Source organism: Actinoplanes sp. NPDC051411 (assembly GCF_040682075.1).
GTDB lineage: Bacteria > Actinomycetota > Actinomycetes > Mycobacteriales > Micromonosporaceae > Actinoplanes.
In genome coordinates this window covers 27,372-52,200 of sequence record NZ_JBFBAD010000073.1, presented here as the reverse complement: position 1 = coordinate 52,200, position 24,829 = coordinate 27,372, and the positions used below count along the sequence as shown (strand labels likewise).

General features: G+C 69.9%; 20 protein-coding genes and 2 pseudogenes. 6 read left to right on the top strand and 16 right to left on the bottom strand.

The genetic code is table 11. From position 1 onward, the window contains the following. Positions 1-974: 974 nt before the first annotated feature. The 11 genes from AB0M88_RS33455 to AB0M88_RS33405 all read right to left on the bottom strand — a co-directional run bounded on the left by AB0M88_RS33455 (position 975) and on the right by AB0M88_RS33405 (position 13,089). Entirely contained in the window at positions 975-1,241 is a 267-nt protein-coding gene (locus AB0M88_RS33455) for a hypothetical protein (protein WP_364109537.1), read from the bottom strand. A 99-nt stretch (positions 1,242-1,340) separates the two neighbouring features. Next, positions 1,341-2,141: a hypothetical protein gene (locus tag AB0M88_RS33450; protein ID WP_364109533.1), complete on the bottom strand. Its 801-nt coding sequence runs from the start codon at positions 2,139-2,141 to the stop codon at positions 1,341-1,343. Next, positions 2,138-2,749, bottom strand: a complete 612-nt coding sequence (locus AB0M88_RS33445) for a sigma-70 family RNA polymerase sigma factor (RefSeq protein ID WP_364109530.1) — start codon at positions 2,747-2,749, stop codon at positions 2,138-2,140. The genes AB0M88_RS33450 and AB0M88_RS33445 overlap by 4 nt, the downstream gene beginning before the upstream one ends. A 53-nt stretch (positions 2,750-2,802) precedes the next feature. Further along, complete coding sequence (locus AB0M88_RS33440; protein ID WP_364109528.1) at positions 2,803-4,119, bottom strand: DUF58 domain-containing protein; 1,317 nt, start codon at positions 4,117-4,119, stop codon at positions 2,803-2,805. A 7-nt stretch (positions 4,120-4,126) separates the two neighbouring features. Further along, positions 4,127-5,089 (bottom strand): MoxR family ATPase, encoded by a 963-nt coding sequence (locus AB0M88_RS33435; RefSeq protein WP_364109526.1) that lies wholly within the window; start codon positions 5,087-5,089, stop codon positions 4,127-4,129. Next, on the bottom strand, positions 5,086-6,471 hold the full coding sequence (locus AB0M88_RS33430; protein WP_364109524.1) for a DUF4350 domain-containing protein: 1,386 nt from the start codon (positions 6,469-6,471) through the stop codon (positions 5,086-5,088). The genes AB0M88_RS33435 and AB0M88_RS33430 overlap by 4 nt, the downstream gene beginning before the upstream one ends. Next, on the bottom strand, positions 6,468-7,076 hold the full coding sequence (locus AB0M88_RS33425) for a DUF4129 domain-containing protein (RefSeq protein WP_364109522.1): 609 nt from the start codon (positions 7,074-7,076) through the stop codon (positions 6,468-6,470). Before AB0M88_RS33425 ends, AB0M88_RS33430 begins: the two co-directional genes overlap by 4 nt. After that, complete coding sequence (locus tag AB0M88_RS33420; protein ID WP_364109520.1) at positions 7,073-8,077, bottom strand: hypothetical protein; 1,005 nt, start codon at positions 8,075-8,077, stop codon at positions 7,073-7,075. Before AB0M88_RS33420 ends, AB0M88_RS33425 begins: the two co-directional genes overlap by 4 nt. Further along, positions 8,029-9,189, bottom strand: coding sequence for a hypothetical protein (locus AB0M88_RS33415; RefSeq protein WP_364109518.1), 1,161 nt, complete (start codon positions 9,187-9,189; stop codon positions 8,029-8,031). Before AB0M88_RS33415 ends, AB0M88_RS33420 begins: the two co-directional genes overlap by 49 nt. A gap of 699 nt (positions 9,190-9,888) precedes the next feature. Further along, complete coding sequence (locus tag AB0M88_RS33410; protein WP_364109515.1) at positions 9,889-10,884, bottom strand: hypothetical protein; 996 nt, start codon at positions 10,882-10,884, stop codon at positions 9,889-9,891. Beyond that, the gene (locus AB0M88_RS33405) at positions 10,885-13,089 is read right to left on the bottom strand and encodes a hypothetical protein (RefSeq protein ID WP_364109513.1); all 2,205 of its coding nucleotides are present in this window, start codon (positions 13,087-13,089) and stop codon (positions 10,885-10,887) included. A gap of 369 nt (positions 13,090-13,458) precedes the next feature. Here AB0M88_RS33405 and AB0M88_RS33400 point away from each other — a divergent pair. Next, a pseudogene (locus tag AB0M88_RS33400) lies at positions 13,459-13,779 on the top strand (transposase); the annotation flags it as partial. Between the two features lie 580 nt (positions 13,780-14,359). On the opposite strand, the pseudogene AB0M88_RS33395 reads toward AB0M88_RS33400, so the two are convergent. After that, positions 14,360-16,139 (bottom strand): annotated as a pseudogene (locus AB0M88_RS33395) (IS481 family transposase). Positions 16,140-16,812: 673 nt separating this feature from the next. Between AB0M88_RS33395 and AB0M88_RS33390 the strand changes: the two are divergent. Together AB0M88_RS33390 and AB0M88_RS33385 are read left to right on the top strand one after the other, a co-directional pair. Then, positions 16,813-17,652 (top strand): hypothetical protein, encoded by an 840-nt coding sequence (locus tag AB0M88_RS33390; protein ID WP_364109511.1) that lies wholly within the window; start codon positions 16,813-16,815, stop codon positions 17,650-17,652. Positions 17,653-18,311: 659 nt separating this feature from the next. Then, complete coding sequence (locus AB0M88_RS33385; RefSeq protein ID WP_364109509.1) at positions 18,312-18,848, top strand: hypothetical protein; 537 nt, start codon at positions 18,312-18,314, stop codon at positions 18,846-18,848. 127 nt (positions 18,849-18,975) lie between these two features. Here the strand turns inward: AB0M88_RS33385 and AB0M88_RS33380 are convergent, their stop codons facing one another. Beyond that, positions 18,976-19,491, bottom strand: a complete 516-nt coding sequence (locus tag AB0M88_RS33380) for a hypothetical protein (protein WP_364109507.1) — start codon at positions 19,489-19,491, stop codon at positions 18,976-18,978. Positions 19,492-20,578: 1,087 nt separating this feature from the next. Continuing rightward, positions 20,579-20,893, bottom strand: coding sequence for an STAS domain-containing protein (locus AB0M88_RS33375; protein ID WP_364109505.1), 315 nt, complete (start codon positions 20,891-20,893; stop codon positions 20,579-20,581). A 145-nt stretch (positions 20,894-21,038) separates the two neighbouring features. Here AB0M88_RS33375 and AB0M88_RS33370 point away from each other — a divergent pair, with 145 nt between their 5' ends. Next, positions 21,039-22,139: a cellulose binding domain-containing protein gene (locus tag AB0M88_RS33370; protein WP_364109503.1), complete on the top strand. Its 1,101-nt coding sequence runs from the start codon at positions 21,039-21,041 to the stop codon at positions 22,137-22,139. Here the strand turns inward: AB0M88_RS33370 and AB0M88_RS33365 are convergent. Together AB0M88_RS33365 and AB0M88_RS33360 are read right to left on the bottom strand one after the other, a co-directional pair. After that, on the bottom strand, positions 22,067-22,306 hold the full coding sequence (locus tag AB0M88_RS33365) for a hypothetical protein (RefSeq protein ID WP_364109501.1): 240 nt from the start codon (positions 22,304-22,306) through the stop codon (positions 22,067-22,069). The two genes, AB0M88_RS33370 and AB0M88_RS33365, sit on opposite strands and share 73 nt — an antisense overlap. A 5-nt stretch (positions 22,307-22,311) precedes the next feature. Then, positions 22,312-22,989, bottom strand: a complete 678-nt coding sequence (locus tag AB0M88_RS33360) for a helix-turn-helix domain-containing protein (RefSeq protein ID WP_364109498.1) — start codon at positions 22,987-22,989, stop codon at positions 22,312-22,314. Between the two features lie 111 nt (positions 22,990-23,100). On the opposite strand from AB0M88_RS33360, the gene AB0M88_RS33355 reads away from it, so the two are divergent. Further along, positions 23,101-24,354 (top strand): vanadium-dependent haloperoxidase, encoded by a 1,254-nt coding sequence (locus tag AB0M88_RS33355; RefSeq protein WP_364109496.1) that lies wholly within the window; start codon positions 23,101-23,103, stop codon positions 24,352-24,354. Then, complete coding sequence (locus AB0M88_RS33350; RefSeq protein ID WP_364109494.1) at positions 24,351-24,791, top strand: hypothetical protein; 441 nt, start codon at positions 24,351-24,353, stop codon at positions 24,789-24,791. The genes AB0M88_RS33355 and AB0M88_RS33350 overlap by 4 nt, the downstream gene beginning before the upstream one ends. Positions 24,792-24,829 lie beyond the last annotated feature (38 nt).

Here is a 24,829-nt window from a genome sequence, read left to right as displayed (position 1 = left end):
AGGCCTCCGAGACGGGGCAGGCCAGCCAGTCCGGGGAGGCCAGCCTGACCGGGCAGGCCTCCCTGAGCGGGCAGGGCGGGGAGGCCGGGCAGGCCGGGCAGGCCGCCCGCTGTCGGCGGCCGGACCGGGCAACGCCTTGGGTCAGGTGGCTCCGCCGACCGGGCCGGTCACGCCGATTAGATTGGGCACATCCGCCCGGTCGGGGATGCCGGCTCGGCCGCGCGATCCCATCGGCGCCGGCCGGCGACCGGGCACCACCGCCTACCTCGCAAGCTCCGCCTCTCTCGTGGGCACGCCCAGCCCCGCGAGCACCGCCCACCCGCCAGCACCGCTAGCCCCGCGATCACGCCCACCCGGGGGCACAGCCCGCCCGTGGGCACCACCTGCCCTTGCTCGCGCCGCAAGCACCGCGGGCCGCAAGCACGGCGGGCCGCAAGCACCGCGGGCCGCAAGCACCACGGGCCGCAAGCACCACGGGCCGCAAGCACCACGGGCCGCAAGCACCACGGGCCGCAAGCACCACGGGCCGCAAGCACCGCGCGCACGCGACCACCGCACCCCCGCGACCACCGCGCGCTCCGGGGAACACCGCCCGGCCGGTATCGCTCAGGATCACCCGGCCGTGATGGCGGGATGCACCCCGGTCCAGACCGCAACAATTACCGGACGCTCAGCACCATGTCTTTGGAAAGCGTCGGCGCAATGAATTTGGATCCTACCGCGCGAACTGTTGAAATTGATATTAGGGGCCTCTATCGGCAACGGGGTTAATGACAATGCGGAGGCACGGTGTTGCGCCAGTATAGGCGCCTGGGAGCCGGTTTTCTGCGGTTGTGGCGGTGCCTGCGGAGCCGTGATTCGCTGCGGCTGGCTGGCGACGGTGTTCCACGAATCGCGGGCACACCATGCCTCAGGCGGTTCGGGCTTCTTGAACGGCTCCGAGGCGTGCTCGGGCTCCACCCAGCCGTGGTCGATCAGCGTCGGCGGTCGGTGCCTCGGCCGGGGGCGGACAAGAAGACGGTGGCTGCTGGGCGACCCGTGGATTCCGGCTCGGCGGGCGGCTGGGGGGCGGACGCCTCGGCCTGGTCTGGTTCGTGGGCCTGCTGGTGCAGCTGTTCGGCTTTTTCCCGCATCTGCTGCAGCGTGAGCTGGCCGCGCTCGCCGCTCAGGTCGAGTTCGATGCGGCAGAACCGGTCGCACGGGTATTCGACGACGAACATCGCCTGGGGGTCGGCCGTCATGCCGCGGCCCCGTCGGCGGGGAAAAGGCATGGGTCGAGAAGACTTTGCATCCCCCGATCGTAGCCGTGGGCCGGGGCCGCCCGCGCCGAACGGTGACCACTATCCGATCGGAAGCCGGACAGTGCGCGGGTCCACCGTCGTCACGCCGGTGGGGGTGCTCACCTCCAGCTTGCAGCCGGTGGGGGCGCCCCGGTCGCTCGGCCACCACACGCCCCATACGCCGTTGCGGAGTGTCGCGGTCACCCGCAGGCCGTTCACCAGCACGACGTTGACGGCGGTGACGGCGGGACCGCTCAGCCCGTACAGCTGGAAGGCCCGGATCCCACCGGTGCCGCCCTTGGGCGGCATCTCGATGTCACCGCCGAGGAGCAGGACGGAGCCGCCCCGCGGTTGGGTGAACGGCTTGTCGGAGACGGTGGCCGCCGTGCTGTTGAGGCCGTCGCGGCCGTCCGCCTTCAGGCCGGAGAGGGCGATCAGCGGGTCGGCGGGCGTGCCGCTGCCGATCGAGACGTCGACGCAGTAGGTGAAGCCGCCGCGCCGGTCGACCAGGACGTCGCGCCGGGCCGCCGCTTTCGGGCGCGCCGGGACCCCCTGGACGCCTACCCCGCCGACGCCGAGGTCGCTGCACTTCGACGCCCACTGCTCGATTTCTTTGTCCGGTGCGGTCAGCGGCGGGGCGCCCTGCGGGACGGCGGTCCAGGCGGCGTAGTTCGGTGGTGACGGGTGGGGGAAGACGGCGAGTACGACCGCGGCGATGGCGACCACCACCGCGGCCAACGCACCGGCGAGCGCGAGTCGGCGGTTGCGGGTCACGACGGTGCCGGGGGTGGCCTGGGCCACGAGCATTCGCCGGATGTCGGCGTGGCGGTCTGGTTCGAGGCGGGATCGCAGTTCGGTCATGGCATCTCCTGTCGCGGTGTCGAGGCGGCTACCGGGCCGGATTCCGGATGGAGCGCGGCCCCGAGCCGGGAGCGGGCCCGGGACAGGCGCGACCGGACCGTGCCGACCGGCACACCGAGCGCCACCGCCGCCTCGGCGTAGGTGAGGCCCTGCCAGACGCAGAGAACGAGTACGTCGCGGTCGGGCGGCTTCAGCCGTTCGAAGGCCGCCACCAGCCGGGCCAGGTGCCGTTCGTCGTCGAGCCGGCCGGCGACCTCGTCGGCATGGTCGGGGACGGCGGGCGCGGACGCCAGGCGTTCCAGGGCCCGGCGATGCCGCCGTGCGGTGCGCCAGCGATGCTGCATGGTCCGGCGGGCGATCCCGTACAGCCACGGCAGCGCGTTGCCGTCGATCAGCTCGACGTCCGCCCGGCGGCGCCAGGCCTCCAGGAACACGATGGAGACCAGGTCTTCGGCGGCGTCGATCGAGCCGGTACGGCGGGCGCAGAACGCCCGGACCGCCGCCGCGTGCCGGTCGAAGAGCACGCCGAAGCATTCGGCCTCGCCCTGGCAGGCCCGCCGCCAGAGCTCGCCGTCGCCGGCCCGGGCGATATCAGCCGTGTCGCTCACACCCTCTTATGACCGCTGGGTCACTCCGGTTCCCGCTGCCGGCGAAGTAACCGTCAGAGGCGTCCGGTCGCCTTCAGCAGCAGGTAGAGGTCGGCGACCCGGGAGGCCAGCTCGCCCGGCTCGGCGTCGACGACCGTCGCGCCGAAGCGGCCCAAGACCTTGGCGACCCGCTCCCGCTCGGCGAACGTACGCTGGGCGGCCGCGGCCGTGTGCACGTCGGCCGCCCGGAACTGGGCCGGCAGCTCGGCGAGCCGGGTCACCTCGGGGTCGCGGGTGCCGGCCACGATCACGTGGTGCCGGGCGGCGATCTTCGGTAGCAGGGGCAGCAGTCCGGCGATCATGGGTGCGACGTCGAGCGCGGTGAAGATGACGACCAGGGATTTCTTCCGGCCGCGCCGCAGCAGCTCGGTCGCGAGCAGCGTGTAGTCGGTCTCGACCAGCGCGGGTTCGAGCGACGCCATGCCGTCGATGAGCCGGGTCAGCTTCTGGTTCTGGCCGCCGTGATCGACCCGGGCCCGCACCTCGGCGTCGAGCGCGAGCAGGTCGACCCGGTCCTCGGCGCGGGTCGCGAGTACCGACAGCAGCAGCGCCGCGTCGATCGCCGCGTCGAGCCGGGGCACGCCCGCGACCCGCACCGCCGACGTACGGCCGGTGTCGAGGACGCAGTAGACGCGGCGGTCGCGTTCGGGACGCCAGGTCCGCACGACCACGTGACCGGCCCGGGCGGTGCCCCGCCAGTCGATCGAGCGGACGTCGTCGCCGAGCACGTACGAGCGCAGCGCGTCGAACTCGGTGCCCTGGCCGCGGCCGCGGGTCACCTGGGAGCCGTCGATCACCCGCATCCGGGACAGCTTCTCGGGCAGGATGCGACGCGACGGGAAGTGCGGCAGGACCCGCAGGTTCCAGGCCGGGGTACGGCTGGTGTTCCATCCACGCGAGCGCTGACGGTAGGCGAGACCGAACGGCCCGTACGAGCGCAGCGTCACCCGCACGGCGGGCCGGTTGCCGTGGCGTACGGGAAAGAGCGTCGTCTCGAGGGACCGCTTCTCCCCCGGCCCCAGGGTGACCCGGTGCCGCAGCGGCCCGGCGCCGGCCGACGGCACCCAGCTGTCGCGGACGGCGAGCCGCAGTTCGCGGTCGCCGTCGTTGACCACGGTGAGCGTGACCGTGGCCCGGTCGCCGAGCCAGATCGTGCGGTCGCCGTCGCGGTGCAGGGTGGCGGCGGTCAGCGCGCCGGCCATCATGGCGTCGACCGCCGCGATCACGCCGCCGCCGAGCACCACCCCGAGCACCGCGAGCCACGGCGAGGGCAGCAGCACCGGCAGCGGGATGCCGAACAGCAGCAGGACGGCGAAACGCCTGGTGATCATGGCCGGCTCAGCGCGGAGCCGGCACGGCGGCGAGCACGGCGGCCAGCACGGACTCGACGGTGACGCCGTCGAGGGCGGCGTCGGCCCGCAGCCGTACGCGGTGACGCAGGGTCGGCACCACGAACGCCTTCACGTCGTCCGGGATCAGGTAGTCGCGGCCGTTGAGCCACGCGTACGCCTTGGACACCGCGAGCAGCGCGATCGTGCCTCGCGGCGACGCGCCCAGTTCTAGCGCCGGGGTCATGCGGGTCGCGCGGGCCAGGTCGACCACGTACGCGAGGACCTCGTCGGCCACCTGCACCTGGCGTACGGCCCACCGCCCGGCCGCGAGGTCGGCGGCGCTCGCCACCGGGCCGACGCCGGCCGCCTTGAGGTCGCGCGGGTCGAAGCCGAGGTGGTGGGCGCGGAGCACGCCGAACTCCTCGTCGCGTTCGGGCAGCGGCACCGACAGCTTGAGCAGGAACCGGTCGAGCTGGGCCTCGGGCAGCGGGTAGGTGCCCTCGTATTCGATCGGGTTCTGGGTCGCGATGACCATGAACGGCTGGGGCAGCGGGCGCGGCTCGCCGTCGACGCTGACCTGCCGCTCCTCCATCGCCTCGAGCAGGGCGGACTGGGTCTTCGGCGGGGTGCGGTTGATCTCGTCGGCGAGCAGCAGGTTGGTGAAGACCGGGCCCTGGCGGAAGTTGAACGCGCCGTTGCGGGCGTCGTAGATCATCGAGCCGGTGACGTCGCCGGGCATCAGGTCGGGCGTGAACTGCAGGCGCTTGGTCTCCAGGTCGAGGGCGGCCGAAAGGGCCCGCACCAGCAGCGTCTTGGCCACGCCGGGCACGCCTTCGAGCAGCACGTGACCGCCGCAGAGCAGCGCCACCAGGACGCTGCCGACGACCGGGTCCTGGCCGACGACGGCCTTGCCGACCTCGGCGCGCAGCCGGCCCAGCGCGAGGCGTGCCTCGTGCGATTCGGAGGTCACTGGTTGTCTCCTTCGTTGTCCCCGGGGGACGTATTCAGGACGTCCCGCATCAGATCCTGCAACTGCCTGGTGGCCGCCACGAGGTCGCTGTCGCGCCTCAGCCGGCGGTTGGCCGAGAAGACCTCGGTGAACCGTTCGACGGGCAGCCCACTCGCGTCGGCCAGCGCCTCGTCGGTCGCGGCCGCGTGCAGGCCGAGGTGTTCGGTGATCCGCCGGCGGGCGGTCTGCTTGAGGATCCGCAGCGACGGCCCGCGCGAGCCACCGCGGTGATAGAGCCGGGCGTGGCCGAGCATCGTCTCGTTGGCCGGCACCCGCGACGGCAGCCGTTCGGCGACCGGGGTGCCGAGGCGGCGGGCCGATGCGGCCGCGAACGCCGCCAGCGCCAGCAGGACGAGCAGCACGACCCCCCACACCTGGGGCGGGAACGTGTCCGCCTCGTGGCGGGCCTGCTGGGCCTCGCCGTCCGGCTGGTGGGTGGGCTGCTGACCGTCCTGCCCGCTGCCACCGCTGTCGCCCGGGGTCTGCGGGACGGCCGTGCCGCCGCCGTCGCCCTGCTCCGGCGTCTCGGTGGTGGCCTCCGGGGAGTCGTCGGCGGTCGAGTCGTCCGGCCGGTCCGGCGCCGGGCGGTCGGTGACCACCGGGCCGTCCGAGGTCGGCCACTTGTCCTGGTCGTGCCGGTCGAGCCAGATCACCTGCCGGTTGCGGCCGAGCAGCGACAGCGCGAAGGCCCGGTTGTCGTGCTCGTCGAGCCGGTCGTTGCGGAACGGGTCGGCCGCGCCGACCAGGTCGACGGTCGCCGGGCCCACGCCGAACTCGACCACGCCGCCCTGGTAGCAGTTCTTCGCGCTGGTCTTGTAGTAGCGCTTGTGCACCGCGGCCCGGGCCTCGAACAGGTCGCAGCCGGGCGCCGGGGCGGACGCCGTCCAGCGTTCGCCGGCCGTCGAGGCGGGCCAGTCCGTCTGCTGGAGGAAGCTGTCGTCCGCCCGGACCAGGACGATGTGGCTGCCGGGCGGGAACCACTTCGACTCGGTCAGGTGCTCGACGTCGGTGTAGGCCGGCGCGGTCACGAACAGCGTGGCGTCCTTCCGCGCCCACAGCGTCGAGCTCGCCTGGTAGGTCGTCGTCACCCGGGTCACCGTGATGCCCTGGCCGCGCAGGGCATCGGCCAGCCGGGACGAGCCGATCGCGGCCGGGCTGCCCGGATCGAGGTAGTTTTTGTCGCCCGGGTCGGCCTGCTGCAGCGTGTGGACGATCGCGGTCGCGATGAACACGGCGATCACCACCGCGACCGGGACGGCGAGGCGCAGCCAGCGCCAGTTGCGCTTCCGCTTCGCCGTGGACGGGGAGGGTGCCGGCGACGGCCTCGTCGCGGTGGTCGTCATCGCTGATTCTCCAGGGCTGCCTTGACCTCGGCGGTGAGCCGGCGCATCAGCGCGTCCTGGTCGGGGCCGGCCGGACGGCGGCCGTACCACACCTCGGAGAAGATGCCGGTCGCGCCGGCCAGGGGGCTCGAGACCGCGGGATGGTTGGCGCCCGCCCGGGTGGCGACCTCGTGGGCGGTCCACGCCGGGGCGGGGGCCACCACGCCGTACCGGGTCAGGGCCGTGACCGACTCACGCAGCCGTTCCCGGATGGCCTCGGCGTAGCGGCCCTCGGCCGCGAGCCGGTCGGCCAGCGACAGCGTCACCGGCTGGGGCCGCGGCTCGGGATCCGGCTCCGGTTCGGGCGTGGCGGCCTGCGGTTCCGGCTTGGCCGCTTTCGGCTTCTTCGCCTTCTTCCTCCGGGGCTTGCGCTTGAACTTCCAGCGGGGCCAGCGCCACCGCAAGCGCGGCCGGCGGATCCGGGGAAAGTGGATCCTGAGCCAGGCCGGGAACGTGTACCAGAGCAGACCGATGCCGATGGCCGCCGCGAGCAGGATCAACGCGACCACGGACGGACTGAGGTGGTCGAACACGCCGGCGAGGAACTCGTCGTAGTCGCGGGTCACGACTCACGCCCCTCGCCCGGGCGGTGGGCCCGGTATTCGGCCTGGGCCTGGGCCTGCATCCACTGCAGCTGGGCCTGGCGGCTCAGCCCGGCCGGCACCGACGGCCGCACCAGGGCCTGCGGCCAGGGCGGCAACGCCGTCGGCGCCGAGAGCCGCATCGGCGCGATGTCGGCCGGGCGCGTGTGCGCGAAGACCGCGGCCGGGTCGGTGCCGTTGGCCAGCGCGCGGCGCACCGCGACATCGAGGCCCTCGGTGCGGATCCGGGTGTCGATCAGCACGACGGCGTCCAGACAGGCGAGCGCCGCGCAGGAGACCGTGCCGGCCAGGCCCCACATCATCAGCACCGGCCAGTCGCCGAGATAGCCGTCGGCGACCAGGCCGAACTGCCAGAGAAACAGGATCGGGCCGATCGCGAGGGCGACCCGGATCCCGAGCCAGATCACGACGCCGACGATCCGCATCCGGACGCCGCGCGAGCCGGACCGGGTCACCAGCATCGCCGAGCGGCCGAGCGCCCCGAACGGGAACCCGGCCCGGTCGATCACGAGGGCGGCGCCGGCCAGGCCGAACAGGCCGAAGACCACGATCAGGCCGGCCAGCCCGAAATACGCCGCGGGCCACGCGACCAGGGCCGGGACGATCGCCGTGACCAGCAGAGGCAGCGGGCGCATCCGCTTGACCAGCGCCCGGTGGGTCACCCGGTCGCCTAGCAGGGCGGGCACGGCGGCAGCACCGGTGTATGCCCCGAGCAGCAGGACGATCACGGCGTCGCAGGCCAGAACGGTGGCGATCACCCGCCACCAGACGGTGAAGTTCGCGAACTCGTCGAGGAAGGGTGCTCCGGCGTACCAGGCGGCGACCTGCTCGAGCGCCTGCAAGGGCAGGGCGAGCAGGAGCAGCGGCAGCGCCCGCTCCCGAAACAGCACGACGGCCGTGTCGAGCAGCTCGCCGTTCAGCATCGCTCGCAACGGCAGCGTGCCCCGTACCCTGCCTCCCCGCATGGCGGGCATCCTAGGTGATCACCCGCCTCGCCGGGGGACCGGCACTCGCGCTGACCGGCCACCCGGCAGGCCTCGAAGACCTTGCGCTGGGCGCCCGTGCCGTCGCGTCGCAGGTCGGTGCGCACGGCCTCCCACGGGCGGCCGGTCCGCGCCTCGACGACCCGGCGCAGCACCAGAGCGAGCCATCCCAGCAGCAGCCCCGGCGGCATCGCCGCCGAGGCCGTCCGCCACTCCGGCCGGGTGCCGACGCTCGCGCTCAGTTCCCGGTACGCCGCCCGCAGTCCCCGAAATCCGCCGGCCAGTTCGGTCGCGCCGAGTGACTGGTCGTCGGTGGCGAGCAGCGACCAGCCGGCCAGGTCGCCGGGCTTGTGACGGTCCACGGCCGCGTCCGCCGGCTCGTGGGACCAGATGTGCCGCAGCCCTCCGGGAGCCGGCGACTCGTACACCTCCAGGCCGCCGCCGGACGGCGGGCCCGACCCCCGCGGCAGGGGTTCCACGACGTCGAGGAACCGGGCGTCGCCGAGCCGCTCGGCGAGGTTGGCCGGCAGCATCATGCGGCGTCCGGTGGCGAGCACGACCCGGCGCCCCGTGAGATCCTGCCGCAGCGACCGGACGACACCGATCTCGGTCGTCTCGGCCGGCCAGGCCCAGATCCGCCACGGCAACCCGTCCACGGTCGTCGCCAGCGCCGCCGTCAGATCGGGCGTCCACCGGGCGGTCGCCACGAAGAGCGTGCCGGGGTCGCCGCCGGGCGACGTGCGGCGAAGGCCGGCCAGCCGGGCCCGGGCCGACCCGGGCGGCTCGGTGGCCGGCGGAACCGGTAGACCGAGCAGGCCGGCGACCGTCTCCAGGATGAGGGCGTCGTCCTGCTCGTCCCAGCCGGGCGCGGCGCCGAAGCCGAGCTCCCGCCAGAGACCGCCGAGCAGCGGCCACCAGCCCGGCTCGTCGTAGAGGTCAGTGCCGGGAGTGTGAGGCGCTGGGAACGGGGGCGCTGCTTCCGCCTCCGCCGGCCGGTGCGGGGACGGCGCCCCGGTGGACGGCCCAGAGGATGACGGCGGCGACGGCGAGAACCCCGGCACCGACCAGCGCGACCGCAAGGACGGAGAAGACACGGTGGCGTCGCCTTTTGTCCTCCTTGAACTCGCGCGGATGGCTCAGGCCCGGGCTGAGGGCGCGCCACGGCCGCAGCTCGGCCAGCTGGGCGGCGCTCAGCAACCGGGTGGCGATCAGCAGGACGCGGTCGGCGGGAAACGAGCGCAGGCCCGGTTCCGGCAGCTCGGCGAGCTCGCGGGCCACCGCCGCCCGCCGGTCCCAGGGCAGGCCGTGGCTCGCCCCGGGATCGGCCGGCAGCCCGGTGCTCCCGGCGGTCACCCGCGGCCGCACCGGCGACCACCGGTCGGCGCCCGCACCCACCACCGGCGACGACGCCACCCAGCGCACCGGGAGCGAGGCGACCAGGTCGTCGGCGAGGGCCGCCACGGCCGCGTCGAGCAGCGGCGCCGGGTCGATGTCGGCCGGTGCGATGCCCATCAGGCCGGCCCGGATGGCCCGGCCCTGATAGTCGCCCCGGGGCGGGGCGTCCGGATGGAGCATGCCGTCGGCGTAGAACACGAAGGACCGGTCCCCGCGGCGCCACAGCATGATCGTCGGCGTCTGCTCGGAGACCAGTTCGGCCACGAGATGACGGCCCAGCGGCTGGTAGACGACGGTCTGCGGCACCGCCGCGTCGTCACCGGCGCGCAGCGGCAGCCACCGGTAGTCCTCGTCCTTGCCCACGCCGGCGGTCTGCAGGAACCACTGCGGGCCGCCGGTCATGACGGCAGCCCCAGATAGGCGTGGTTGACCAGGACCTCGAAGCCGTCCTCCAGCTTGCAGTCCGCCCCGAACGTCCGCAGCGCCTGGTTGAGCGGGACGTCGGCATCGGTCCACCAGTCGCCGATCCGCTCGCCCACCGTCTTGCCGCGATTCTTGTACGCGTTCACCGCGAAGCGCAGCATCCAGCGCAGCGGCTGGTCGGTGTCCTGAGGCGAATACCGCGCGCCGAGCCGGGACAGCCGGAACACCTCACGGGTCTGACCGGCGTTGTCGGCATCGGGTTCGAAGCGGGAGAACCGCATCGATCCGACCGTCTGCACCACAGTCAGCACGGCCGCGCTCGGCATCAGGGCCTGCCCGACCGTCTTGATCAGCTGCTGGTAGCTCTCCCGCACCGCCGCGGCCAGCTCGCGTGTGCCGCCGGCCGACGCCACGTACTTCTCGCACTTGAGCGGGACCAGGACGACCAGCCGGTTCCCGCCGATGGCCAGGGCGTCCCGTACGAAGTCGGTCACCAGCTCGGGCTTGTTGGTCTCCTCGTTGTACTGGCCGTTGCGCTCCATCAGCGACGGGCTGTCGACGGCGAGGAAGATGACCCCGCTGTCCTTGAGCGCCCGGTCGAGGATGGCCGTCTCGGCGTCCGGCGTCGTCTGCGTGAGCAGACCACCCGGGATGTCGGTGAACCGCAGCGTCATCTGCGGCTTGGCGCGGCCGGCGGTGCCCAGTCCGAACAGATGGCTGCGGACCCGGGCGTTGCCGCCGATGCCCGGGTCGCGGGTGACGCCCATGGCGAAGCGGCGCAGGCTCTCCCGGTAGCTCTGCAACTCGGCTCGCGTCGTCGCGTCGGAGGCGGTCATCACCAGCCCGCCGCTGCCGGCCACCCCCTGGAACTGGTCGTAGAGCGAGACCAGCAGCGACGTCTTGCCCACCCCGCGGGGCCCGAGCATGGTGATGTCCATGACCCGGCCCAGGGTCTCGTCCCGGATGAACACTCAGATCACCGTTCCCTGGTTGCCGGTGGCGTCTTCCCTGTCGCCGGTGGCGTCTTCCTTGTCGCCGGTGGCGTCGGCGACCCGCCGCACCGCGGTGTTCCACCGGGTGAGCAGGGCCGTGTTCTCGGCCAGCGCCGTGAACTCGTCGGAGCAGACCTCGCTGCGCAGCGACTCGTAGGTGGTGCGCCACTCGTTCTGCGCGGTCTCCGAGCGCAGCACCCGGTCCCGGAACTCCTCGGCGACCGCGAACACCGCCTCGCTCGGCTCGTAGACCATCTTGGACAGTTCGGTCTGGATGTCGTACAGGGTCTCGCTCAGCAGTTCCTCGAGCAGATAGCGGACCTCGGTGACGCCGCCGGCCGGCGCGCCGAAGGTGTCCGGAGTGAGCTTCTCCAGCGCCCGGCGCACCCGGTGCTGAATCATGCCGCGGTAGCTGAGCCGGAAATCGGTGAGGAACGCCAGCGCCAGCTGGATCTCCCCGGCGCTGCCGTCCTGCGGGATCCGCTCGGCGAGCCGGAGCAGGAAGTCGCGGCCCTTCTCCGGGCCGAGCACGCCCAGGCCGCCCGCGTCGATCAGCACCTCGGCCACGTCGTCGTGCATCGCCGTCACCACGTCGCGCAGCGTCCGGTCGAGCTCGAGGAACCGCAGCGACACCTGAGTGCGCATCTCGTCGGCGAGCTTGCTCAGCGCCGCCGCGAAACCGCCCTCGACCGCCCGCCGGGTCTTGATCTCGTCGATCTCCGGGACGGAGACCGAGGCCCGGGCATGCTCGATCGCGGCGTTGATCTCCCGCTCCAGACTGCGGTCGCTCTCGGTCGTACGCTCGCGCAGCTCCTCGACCAGCTCGTCGAGCGCGCGGGCCAGGTATTTGTAGATCTGGGTGAACAGCTCCTGGAAGCGCGGGAACCAGGCCCCGCTCGGCACCGCCCGGCTGGTGATCTTCCGTGCCTCGGCGACCAGCACGGCCGCCTCGGCCCGCACCGCGGCGACGTCCTGCCGACGACGCTCCAGCAGCGCCCGGTCGAGCTGGTCGATGCTCCGCACGGACTGGTTGGCGACGACCTCGAACGCCGCCGCGACCTCTCCGGCGTCCGTGCAGTCGGCCACCACGGTGTCGATCACCCTCAGGTGCGAGCGGCCCAGCGCGGCGGTGAACTCCCTGATCCCGCCCTCGTTGTCCTCGTGCTCGCCCCGGACCCGGTTGAGCAGGAAGAACGACCAGCGGTCGAGGGGCAGCTCGGGCAGCGCGCTGCGGGCGACGTCGTAGAGCGCGACGTCGTAGTCGTACACGCCCTCCCGGATGGCGTCCGGGCGCCGGACGAACAGCACGGTGTCGACCTCGCCGTCGAGCGCGTTCCGCAGCACCAGCTCGTCGTGCAGGTTGGTGTCCCCGAGGCCGGGCAGGTCGATCACCGCGAGACGGCCCAGGTCGTGCTGCGGGAACTCGGCGGTGATCCGCACCCGGCGTACGGCCCGGAAGTTGTGGATGGCCGCGCCGGCCGGGTCGTGCTGGGCCACGTAGCTCAGGATCTCGGCCGGCTGGATCGGCACCACCCGGGCCGGGCTCCGCAGCAGCCCGACATAGGCGTCCAGGTGCTGGTGATAGCTGCGCAGGTGCTCGTACGCGTGGACCACCCGGTTGTCGGAGCCGTCGGGCAGGGCCGGCAGCGGCGCCCGCCCGAACGCGTCCACCGTCGCCGGCGGCGCGCCCAGGCCGAGCCCCGCGTAGTACGGCGCGATGACGTCGTCCAGGAAGGACCGCTCGTCGTGCAGCTCGACCTCGGCCGCCCCCGGACCGGGCCGGTGCCGGATCATGCTCGGCACGCCGGTCATGAATCCGCCCCGGGCGGCCGGGATCTCCTGGTCGGTCAGGCCGGTCAGGCCCTGCAGGAAGCGGCTCTTGCCCTGGCCACTGCGCCCCACCGCGCCGACGGTCAGATAGGGGCGGCGGAAGCGCGCCACCGTACGCCCGATGCCGACCCGGGTGGTCTCGATCCGCCGCAGCAGCTCCGCGGTCGCGCCCGCGATCTGCCCGAGCGGCACGGCGGTCTCGTCGTCGGCGCGGGCCCGCAGCTCCGACTGGGCGGCCTCCAGACCGGCCAGGGCGTCGCGCAGCTCGAGCACGGTCTCGTCGAGCGCCCCCAGCTCCTCCGCGCGCTGCCGCCGGTTGACCAGAACATGGTCGATCGCCTGTTCCCGGTTCATCAGGCAGCTCCAGGGTCGTCGTCAGCCCCGCACCGGCCGGCGAGGCCGTCACACCCCGCCGACCCGCACCGGACCGGCGGGGGTCGGCGTCCCGCCACCGGCAACCCTTCCGGCTCGGAAACCGGACTGCCACGGACCATCGGGCACACGGAGATGACCGCGCGGCCTAACCCGCACGGGCGAACGCGGTGTCCTCAGTCGACGGTCGGCCCGCGCACCCCTGGCGAGGATCTCGTCGATGCCCGGGGTCCATGGGAACGGTCGCGGGCCGGTGTTCCAGGAGGCGATGTAGTCCCGGATGGTCCGGACGATGACCGGCGGCCTCGTGCGGGTCAGCGCCAGGACCTGTGACCGGACATCTGCGGGAACCTGCTCGCGCGGCGGTCGGCCGGCGACGAGTTGTCACCGGCGCGGCAGACGGTCAACGACATGATCTCGGCCGGTCTCCTGGATGACCTGATGGGCCGTGTCGACGCCGGGGTGCTGCCGGTGTTGGTCAAGACGGTCCTGGAGCGGGGCTCGGCGGCCGAGTCGAGCGGGCATCCGGGCTATGAGAAAGGCGATCCGGCCGGGCGGGGCAGCCCGAACTCGCGCAACGGTCACAGCCCGAAGACGGTCGCGACCGAGGTCGGCGGCGTCGATCTGGCGGTGCCCCGCGATCGGGCCGGTTCGTTCGAGCCCCGGCTGGTCCACTCATGCAAAACGCCCGGACCGCAGGTCCGGGCGTTTTCTTTCTGCCAGACCTGTGCCAGATCACTCGGATGGCTCAGGTCGTCATCTCCACCGGGACCACGGTCGCGTCCTCGCGGTTCCGAGTCATGCGCTGACGGACCATAGCGACGCGGCCCCGTGGAGAAGGCTCCGTCAGTAGCCCAGGTGCGGCGGGCCGGCCGCCGAGTGTCGGCCATCGACGATGTCCGCCGCCGACGATGTCGGGCTCCGCCAATGTCGGCCGCCGGGATGTCTGGCTCCAGTTGATCCGTTACGGATCCGGGTGAGGTGATCCGTGACAGCTCCGGCTAGACGATCTCGTCTGGGCGATGTTAGTCCTGCGGTCGGAGTTGCCGCGTGCTGGCCGGTTAGCGCGTGGTTGGCGGGTGGCTCGTGACGGCGGTGCAGTGGTAACAGCGGTAGCGCATTTCGTTGGAGCGGTACCACTCGTGCTCACCGCAGTCCTGCCTGCCTTTCGGGACCAGTGCCATGCACCAGAACGGCAGGATGACCCGTAGTCTCGTTCGCCATCGATACTTGGCCATGTGCGCCTCGGGTCCTAGTTGTCGAGGCGGCCCGGTCTCCGCCGTGGTGGTTCGGGCTTGCGGACCTTGAACCTAGCGATGGCCTTGGGAGTAGTGCGAGCGACTTCGGTGAGCAGTTCGTCGCCGTGGTAGACCCGCCAGGTGGTGTCGGCAGTCTCGACGGTGACGGTGCGCCCGGCGTGGACCATGCCGACCTGGATGCGTTGCCCGGCGACGGTCAGAGCACCGCGGACGCTGATCCGCCGTTCCACCCGCACCGGGTCGGCAGGGGTTCGGGGCGGCGGGCTGGCGGGCCGGGCGTCGCGGAGGCGGGCCAGGTCGTCCGAGGTGAGCGGGTTGGGCAGGCTGCGCAGCAGAACGCCGTCCTGGACGAGTTGGAGCAGGCCGTGGTCGAGGCGCACGGTGACGCGGCGGCCGGCGAAGTGGTAGCCGACCGGATGTTGCCGTCCGGCCAGGTCGACGGCGCCCACGGCGTTGACGGTCCGGTCGACCTCGACGGCCATGCCCGGCCGGGTGTCGTCGGTGCGCAGGGGTGGCGGACCGGCGGGGCGGCCGCCGTCGCCCAGCAGCCGTCGCAGTTGCGTGGTGGTGAGCCGGGACGGCACAGTCTTGAGCCGAACCCCGTTGACCAGCAGGTGCACCACGGTGGTCTCGGCCCAGAACGTGACCCTGCCACCGGCGCGGTCCGGCCCGAGCCAGAACTGCTGGCCACCCACGGTCAGATTCCCCGACGAGGGCACCACCCGGGTGAACTCCACGGCCAGATCGATCGGGTCAACGTCATCAGGTGATGATTCCCGAGCAGCCCTGGAAACGAGTACCGGCAGACGTGCCGGGGCGGCTGCTGGCGGCACGGCGGGTAGCCGCAGCGGGACCACTTCGCCGGCGATGCGGGGGATGAACCGGTCGGCCGGGAACGCCATGTTCAGCGACTGGTGCGGCCTGTTGGTGTTGTAATCGTGCCGGAACGCGTCGATCGCGGCTTGGGCGGCCGGCAGGTCCGGCTACACCTGCACGTGGTCGAGCAACTCGCGTTGCAGCGTCTGATGAACCGCTCCACCTTCCCGGTCGTGGTCGGCGACCGTGGTTTGGTGTTGCGGGCGACGATGCCGTTCTCCCGGCAGATCCGCTCGAACATGACCTCGGCCGGGCGGGGCTTGGTGAACCGGCCGGTGAACTGCTTGCCGTTGTCGGTGAGGACCTCGTCCGGAATCCCGTACGCGCCCAGCGCGTCCGCGAACGCGGCACACACGGCCCGGCCGGTGGCTCGGCGGACCACGGTGGCAATGACGCAGTACCGGGAGTGGTCGTCGACCCCGGTGACAATCTTGGTTTCTGAGCCGTCGGCCAGCCGGATGCCGTCGACGATGTCGAGCTGCCACAACTCCATCGGCACCTCTCGCTGCCGGCGCCGGTAGTCCTGCCTGCGTCGACGGCGCGGGCGGCAGAGACCAAGCCATGGCGGACCATTACCCGATAGATCGTGCTGGCCGACGGGATCGGCCCGGGTCAGCCGTTACGGCCCAGCTCGAACTCAATCCGCCGCTGAGCCCACCGAGGATGAGTCCGGCGCAGCTCGCAGATCGCAGCCTCCACCTCAGGGCTGGTCTGCGCCGGATGAGCATTAGGCCGATGCGAACGATCCTGCAGCCCGTCCAGGCCCTCATCGCGATACCAGCTGATCCAGCGGTGCACCGCTTGCCGGGACACCCCGAACCGCTCGGCCACCTCGGTCACCGGCACCCCGGCCTCCACTTCGAGCACGGCCCGATACCGCTGCTCTGTCATGGTCAAGTCCACCAGCATTCGGCGGAGTGTCACGCATCAAGTGAAGCCACGGTGTAACGCATCAAGCGGAGTCAAACAGGTCAGCCACCGGTACCTGTTCAAACTTTCTGTACGTCTTCAAGGCGGCCCGAAACGGGCCGCTCACGCCGCCGCCAGGGCGCGTGCCCGTGCCGCCGCTGGCGCTCTGGCCCGAGACACGCAAGCAGCCCGTCGGCTGGCGCGCAAGAGAGCGGAGGCCGGGCCGCGGCGACGACAGGAGTAGCGGGGTTTGGGGTGGGGGATGGATTTGGCCGGCTGCTGACCGGGAGGGCCTAGTCGACGCGGCCGAACTGCCGCGCCGGACCGTGGCGCGGGTTGCGGTCGTCGGTTCCGTTCGCGGTGGCGCGCCGTGTGTCCGGGCCGCCCCTCCGCCGTCAAGGGCGCTTGCGCGGACGCCCTTGAGCAGCGGAGCCTCTGCGACCCTTTGCGATCAGGGGTAGCGGTCAGCCCTGACGGCCTGCCCGCAATGTGCGCACGCCGCCGTACCCGTCACCGACTCGGCGCGCGCTGCTGTCAAGACTGGCTTGACGTCGCAGTGTGAACATGGTCCCGCATCGAAGACCTTGATAGTAAGGCTTTTGGATCAACCAACGAATCGAGCGGTCGGGCTAGCTTGCCCTGGGTCGCTACCTTGCTTGTTGTGGGACTTCAGCCTTTGCGTTTCGTCCTGGAAGTACTGGGATTATTGGGAAATCTCGCTCTGGCGATGCTGCTCCTCGTTTTTGTAAAGGAGCTTGTCGAGGCCGTACTGATTCGCCGTCGTCTAGATCTTATCAATGCATATCGTTCGGTTCCGCCCACGGACTTGCGCTCTCTTGTGACTCTGCCGCTAGCCTCGGCTTTGATCGGCATTGTTAGTGGAGTTGGCGTTAACATCGCAACCGGCGGAAGCGATATATCGACTGGGGTGTACATTATTGTTGGCGGGGTGGCCCTGGTCATCTATCTAGGATGCATTATGGCACTTAATCCTTTGCGTGTTGATGATCCAGACCGGAAAGTACTGACATATTTAAGTCAAGTGGAGAAAGTCATGCATGATCCGTTTGTTTATTTGGATCAGGTAGAAGGCTCTATCCCTCGGCTCAAGAGACTCCGTTGCGTAGGCCAACGCCTACAGGCTACCCCCCGCGATAGGAGGTCGATCCGGCTCTGGTTGCGAGAAAATCTTGATGATGAGACCCGTCGAGCGATTATCGCGGGACCTTCTTTGTCAGTATTTATCGTTTTTCTCTGGTTGCTCAACTGGGCGCTTGGGGAGTGGGCTATTAGTCAGGTTATTTCTCGCGCAACAATCGTTGCTCTTGCCTGCATGTTGGCAATAGCTATGCCGTTCCTTGCTAGATTTAATCGCCTGGAAAGAAGAAAGGGCTTAGGTAGATTTATTGCTGAAAGAAGCTCTTACCTTATAGGATTAGCCGATAGGGCAAAAAGGATGCAGGACGCGCGCCTAAGAGCCGAGAAGAATGCGGACGGATGAGACCAGCACTTTCCGATTTCGCCAGTATTCTCGGCGCCATTCATTTCGGAACTTCGCATCGCCTCGCGCAAATGCCGCTTGCCGCAGGTGAAGCCACAACCTCTCAGCTTTCTCTGTTGGCTCCCCGGCGATCAAGAACCTCACGTTATCGAGGGCTACTTGCGCCTCAACCGGAGACACTCGCTTGTTTGCAGTTTCTCGAGAACTGGCATCCGAATTCTCTTGATGAAGTGCGAATAGTTCTCTGTAGTGCTTGTGCGATTCCGATAGGAAGCACGTGATGGCCTCTCGCCTTAGGTCGGTCATCTTGGCCGTGCGGTCTCGCTTGAAGGCCAAGCGCTGCGCTAAAAGAGTCGATGTTGAACCGACGATTGCACCAAGTAAGGTGCCAGCAATAGGTAGCCAATCCGCCATAGCCACCAGTGAACCGACTCGGATCAAAAAACGCTAGAGGTATCGCCAGGGCAGTACCAGGTGGTCCGGGAGTACCTGAAAGATTGTCTTTGCTGACAGCAACCGTGACAGCAACCGGCCCGGATGATCACGGCCGCAGTGGTGCGAGACGGGAATCCGAGATCACGGACTCGTGGAGACGAAGCCGGACAGGTCGCACAGGACTTACAAGCGAGGGGTCGTTCTTGGCTCTGTAGTCTGTCGACATGCCAATTGCCGCCTCCGCCGTGAGTCAAGGTCCGTGGTGGACAACTCCAACGGTCGCCCTGATCGGTGCGCTTGTAGGTGCCGCAACGACGCTGTTGACCACGTTCCTGCTAGACAGTCGTCGGGCCAGACGTGATGCGGATCTTGCAGAACAAGGAAGACGTCGCGAAGCGTACCTTGAGATCTTGTCTTGGCTAGCTCGAAGCAGAGACGAGCTCAGACGGTCCATCAATGACCGTCGGCCCTTCAATCACGACTTCGTGGATGAACGAGAGCAGGGCCGGCTCGATGCGCTCTCAGAGTTAGCCGCCACCCCAGAGTTTCGGCACGCGCTATCTCAATGGCCTGATGCATTTCAGGCAGCGCTTCGGAGCTATAAGCTCTTTGTCTCGCTTCCCGAGTCCACGCCGGAGGAGCTTCGTGCGAGGCGCGATGTAGGTGGCCAGCTTGAAGGAGAACTCAAGACCCTGCAAGACATCATCGAGGCGATACGTATCCAAGCGCGACGAGATACGGCTCCTGATCATCGGGCATGAGGGTCAGTGACTAACTGAGTGACAATCGCCCGTGATCACGGCGGACGTCTGTGGACGTTTGGGGACCGATGTCTGCAGGTCGCCGACATGTTGACCAAGATCATTCAAGATCATAAGTTGCCTGGGGTCAAGGAGTCGACGTTCCGGTGCTTTCGGAAGGGTGTGGCGTGATCTTCGGTGCGGCCAACGGAGGCCGAGACGCGACCGGCCCTGCAAGTCCGAGGTCGTTACGGAATTCGTCGACCATTGCCGCCCTCAATTCCTTGGGTTTTGGGAGTACTTTGATTTCACCCGCCATAGCTTTGCGGTACACCGTAAGCATGCGTTTCATAGCGTCCGCCGGCTCTTGAGTGGCTCCGAGAATGCGGATCTCGTTGGATAGCTGGTATGCGATCGTCAACGCATCCCAGAACGCCCGCTCCGCCGTCGCATCCTCTTCAGGTATGCAGTCGATCCATTGAGCGAACTTGCTGGCAACAATTTCAACTTGTTGAATGGCAGTACTGTATGTTTTCCGCTTAAGTGCCGTTAGCTCAATATGCTCTTTAACTCTCGTCTCGCGTCTAGCGCGGATTTCCGCAAGCAAGGCAGTCAGCGCTACTCCGCCAAGGGCGAAGAAGCCAGTCGCCAGTTCCGTCACCATGCAAGCATCCTACTGTCAGCGATCAATTAGCAACGTACAGTAGAGAGCTTGACTCGCCATAAGCTCGGGACGATCTCGCGTCCAGCGGGCGCGGTGGGTGTCTAACTGGGTGACAACCACGCGCTACGGCCGTGGACGGTCGCGAACGTTGACCGACCCTCTTGCCTGATCGCGGCAGCTGGCCGGGCTGATAGAGCCCCATGATCGTTCCTTGACACGGAAGAGGTCATCCGACAGGCAGGCGTGACTGTCCACATAGCCTTCGTCGCTGACGAGTCGGGCAGATCCGAAGGCCCAATGTCCGGATGGCGTAGACGGAGTCCGACCGTGAGGCTTCGCGTCATGGGTCTTGTCTTCCAACTGATCAGCGGAATCATGTCGATCACTTTCATGCTGATCAAGTTTTGCTTCAGGATGATGTTCATGGTTATTCGGGGAGTCGCCGGCCTTATGGGAGCGCGCTGACCCGATCGCATGCCAGATCCGTGCCAGATAGGCGGGTCACCGTCGGGGAACCAGGGGGAATGACGGGAAGATGACCTTCGTTCATCCTGGTCGCAGCCTCGCAGATCAGCGATCATGGCCGAGTACCGTCCTGGCAGTGTGGTGGTAGTCGGCGACGATTGACCACCGGATTGGCCATCGCCGCGCGAAGTCCGGACCTTCGAGTAGCGGACGTACGAGCGACGTCGAGCAAGCCGGTTAGTAGCCGTTGTGCGTCTTGTGCGGGGTTCAAGCAGGCCCACAGCAGCTCCCGAAAGGAGCCCGCCGCACCGGCGGCCTCGACGAGATGATCATCTCGTGGTTTGCGGGCGGGATGATGACGATCCCCGATCATGTACTTGGATGCGCTGGTCGTGAAGGTCCGCGACGCGCACCTCGCCGCCGGCGTCGATCTGGACGGGTTAAACACGTCCTCGCGGCGAGCTGAGCCGCCGCGCCGTCAGCAGCATCCCGGACCGGCCACAGATCCACCGTCGGCCGTGACCCCCCGGCCCTCGGCATGCCGCAACACGATCCGCGCCCGCGTCCCGACCGCCACCGACACCCCCGGCCCGTCGTCAGCGCACGCCGACAGCATCGCGATTCATTGGTCCCCACCGCGTACGCGTTGACGCGGAACTCCGGCGGCCGCGAGCTGCCCGGCCAGCCGGGCCGACGGGTTCTGCACCAAGACCGTGACCGCGTGATCGTCGCCCATCTCGCAGGCCGCGGCGACCGTGCCGACATTGATCGAGTCGAGCGTCGGGACGTCACCCAGGTCGAGGATCAGACGTGGCGGCCGGATCCGGCGCACCGCGTGCACCAGCATGTGCCTCAGCTCGCCCGAATCATCCGGGTCCATCTCGCCGTGCGGGCAGATCACCAGGTCGCCGTCGTCGGTAGTCAGCACCTCGAGCATCGGGGTCACCCCTTCGTGCGTTCGGCCGCACCCCCACCTTAGGAGACCTGCCAATTCCCTTCCAGTTGTGTCGATCCACGGAGTGACTCGCCTATATTCAAGGACATCATTATGGGAGCGCTCCCAACCTCGAGAAGGGTTCCCCGTGAGACGAGTCCTCATGGCGCTGACCGCGCTCACCCTCGGCGTCCTCGGCCTGACCGTGGCCACCCCCGCGCACGCCGCCACCGGCTGCCGGATCGCCTATCAGGTCACCAGCTCGTGGCCGGGCGGCTTCGGCGCCTCGGTCGGGGTCACCAACCTCGGCGATCCCGTGCCGTCGTGGTCGCTGACCTTCGACTTCCCGTCCGGCCAGACCGTCAGCCAACTCTGGAACGGCGTGGTCACCCAGGCCGGGGCGACGGTCACGGTGCGCAACGCCGACTGGAACGGCGCCGTCGCCACCGGGGCGACGGCCTCCTTCGGATTCAACGGATCCGGGTCCGGTGCGGCTCCGGCGGTCTTCCGCTTCAACGGTACGGCGTGCACCGGCGCAGTCACTCCGCCCACTACCTCTCCGACCACCTCTCCGACCACCTCTCCGACCACCTCTCCGACCACGCCTCCGACCACTCCCCCGACATCGGCGCCGCCCGCCGGCGCTCCTGTCAAGATCATGGCGCTGGGCGACTCGATCACCGGGTCGCCGGGCTGCTGGCGGGCGCTGCTGTGGCAGATGCTGCCGGCCGCCCGCGTCGACTTCGTCGGAACGCTGCCGCCGCAGGGTTGTGGCTTCCCGTACGACGGCGAGAACGAGGGCCACGGCGGCTACCTCGCGACCAACGTCGCCAACCAGAACCTGCTCGTCGACTGGCTCGCCGCCACCCACCCGGACGTCGTGATGATGCACTTCGGCACCAACGACGTGTGGAGCAACCTCTCCCCCGACACGATCCTGGCCGCCTTCACCACGCTGGTCGGCCAGATGCGGGCCTCGAACCCCCGCATGAAGATCCTGGTCGCCCAGATCCTGCCGATGAAGCCGAGCAACTGCGCCGACTGCGGCCAGCGCGTCATCGCCTTCAACGCGGCGATCCCGGCCTGGGCGAAGTCCCTGACCACCGCCGCCTCCCCGATCACGGTCGTCGACCAGTGGACCGGCTTCGACGACGACACCGACACCTACGACGGCGTTCACCCCAACGACGCCGGCAACCAGAAGATCGCCGCCCGCTGGTTCCCGTCCGTCTCGGCCGCCATCTCCTGACCGCCCGACGCCGGCGCGGCTGGGCGGCCGCGGGCCTCCCGCGGCTGCCGGGCCGAGTCGGCGATCAGGTGCGGCGGCCGCGCCCGGCCGACGAGCACGGTGGCGAGCGGCACCAGCCCGGCCACGGCCCGGACCGCCGCCACGAACACGACACCGAGGGGCTCCACCGGCCCTAAGCGGCGGCGCGCGCCTCCCGGACGGTCGGCGAGAAGTTGCTCCACGTGAACCAGGTCGGGAACGCCCGCACCAGCTCCGGATCACCGGCCAGGACGAGGCCGCCGGTGGCGAGCTCCTCGGCGAGGTCGTGGCGGCCCATGTAGACGCGGTAGAGCGCGGCCACCTCGCCTACGACGTGGACGTAGGTGGCCGGGTCGAGGCCGGGGTCGGCGTGGCAGATCGAGGCGCCGGCCGGTTCGACGACCAGCCACAGGCGGCCGGGCCGCGGGCCGGAGAGGCGGAAGTCGACCACCGCCTTGCGGGGCGGCAGCGCGTCCACGGCGACGTGCCGGCTGATCCAGAGGATGAGCAGGTCGGGGTCGAGTTCGGCCTGGCTGGGGTCCTCGAGGATCCACCGGGCGGCCCAGTCACCGAGCACCCTGACCACCGGGGTCAGGTGCCGGCCGGGTCCGGTCAGCTGATAGCCGGTGCCGGCCCATTCGGTCAGGCCGAGCCGTTCCAGATGGCGGAGGCGGTCACTGAGGACGCTCCGCGAGATGCCGGGCAGGCCGCGCGCCAGCTCGTTGAAGCCGACCGGGCCGAAGAGCAGGTCGCGCACGATGAGCAGAGTCCACCGGTCGCCGAGGATTTCGGCCGCCTTGGCCACCGGGCAGTACTGACCGTAGGTCTTCATGGCCGCGAGTGTCCCCCGACCGAGGGCGGTCCGGAATCCGTACTTCCCCTATTTCGAGATCGGTCGAACACTTCCTGGGAGTGTCCACCTCTTCGAAGGGCAGTGAGGACCATGAAGCGCAGAGATCTACTGGTCGCGACGGCCGCCGCGGCGGTACTTCCGGCACCGGTCCGGTCGAGCGGGGGGCGCCCGCCGAACGCCGCGCTGTACTTCAGCGGGATCGCCGAGACGGTCATCGCCCCGGGCCGGCCGCCGGGCAGCGCGGGAGTGTTCGGCGGCATCGTCAACGGCGCGATCCACGACGCCGGGGCGGCGGCCGGCAGGCGATTCCGGCCGCTGTTGGGAGATTTACCGAGCGCCCGGGGCGGTGACGTCGATGCGGCGGTGGCGGCCGCCGCGTACACGGTGCTGGCCGGCCGCCTGCCGGCGCAGGCGACCGTCCTGGCCGAAGCATACGAAAGCTATCGGGCTCTTCTGCCCGGCACGCGGGAGGTACGCCGTGGCCTCGCCACCGGCCGCGCCGTCGCCGAGGAGATCCTGCGGCGACGGGCGGACGACGGGTTCGACGCCGTCGTGCCGTGGGCGCAGCCGGCGCCGGGGCCGGGCGTCTTCGAACCGGTCGTCAGCAACCCGGACGGCACGCCGGCCACCCCGGTCGACGTCAAGCTGGTCGGCGTGCGGCCGCTGCTCATGGCCTCGCCCCGCCAGTTCCGCCCGGCCGGACCGAACGGGCTGACCAGCGCCGCCTACACCGCGGACTGGCGGGAGACCGACGAGTACGGGCGGATCGACTCCACCCGGCGCAGCGCCGCTCAGACCGAGACGGTGCAGTTCTGGGCCGAGAACCCGTACACGCAGTGGAGCCGCACCCTCCGCGGGCTGGCCGCGGACCGCGGTCTCGGCACCGAAGCCGCCGCCCGGATGCTCGGTGTCGTCCAGATCGCGGCCGCCGACGCCCTGATCGGCTGCTTCGACGCCAAATACCACTTCCTCTTCTGGCGGCCGGTGCACGCGATCGGCCGCGCCGGCACCGACGGCAATCCGGCCACGACCGCGGATCCGACGTGGAGATCGCTGCTCGTGGTCAACCACCCCGAATATCCGTCGGCCCACGCCAGCTTGACCACCGCCGTCACCACCGCGCTGGCCGCGCATTTCGGCACCACCCGGGTGCCGTTGACGATGACCAGCACGGTCACCGGCACCACACGCACCTATCGCCGCCTGACCGAGCCCGGGCACGAGGTCAGCGGCGCCCGCGTCCGGGCCGGCCTGCATTTCCGGAAGTCCATGATCGATGGCGCCCGCCTGGGACGCCGAGCAGCCAAACTCGTCACGGGACGGGCCGGATCGGAAAAGTCATGACCATCACCGAAGTTCACGACGGCACTCTCTACCTGTCGATCGGGCGCAAACGCCAGGCGGTCGAGGCGTACCTCTCGGCCGTGGTGGCGCGCCGCGACCGCCTGCTCCGTCTCGCCCTGATCACCGGCGCACTCGCGGCGGCGATGACCGCGGCGCCCGCGCTGGGCGGGAAACCACTGGCCGAATGGCTGACCACCACGCTGGGACTGTCCTCACCGGCCTGGCAACTGCTGTGCGCCGCCGCCGCGGTCTGCTCGCTGACCGCGACCGTCGCCACGCAACTCATGAAGTCGCACCACCTGGACGAGAGCATCGCCAAGGCGCAGGCCGTCCGCAGCCGGCTCGAGATGCTGGAGGTCGCGACCGACGCGGGCCAGCTCTCCGAGGCGGAGGCGGCGGCCGAGCTCATGAAGTGCATCGAGTCCTTCACGCCTTGAAAACCCCGCCGATCGGGTGCGGCCGTCCGGCGACGGCC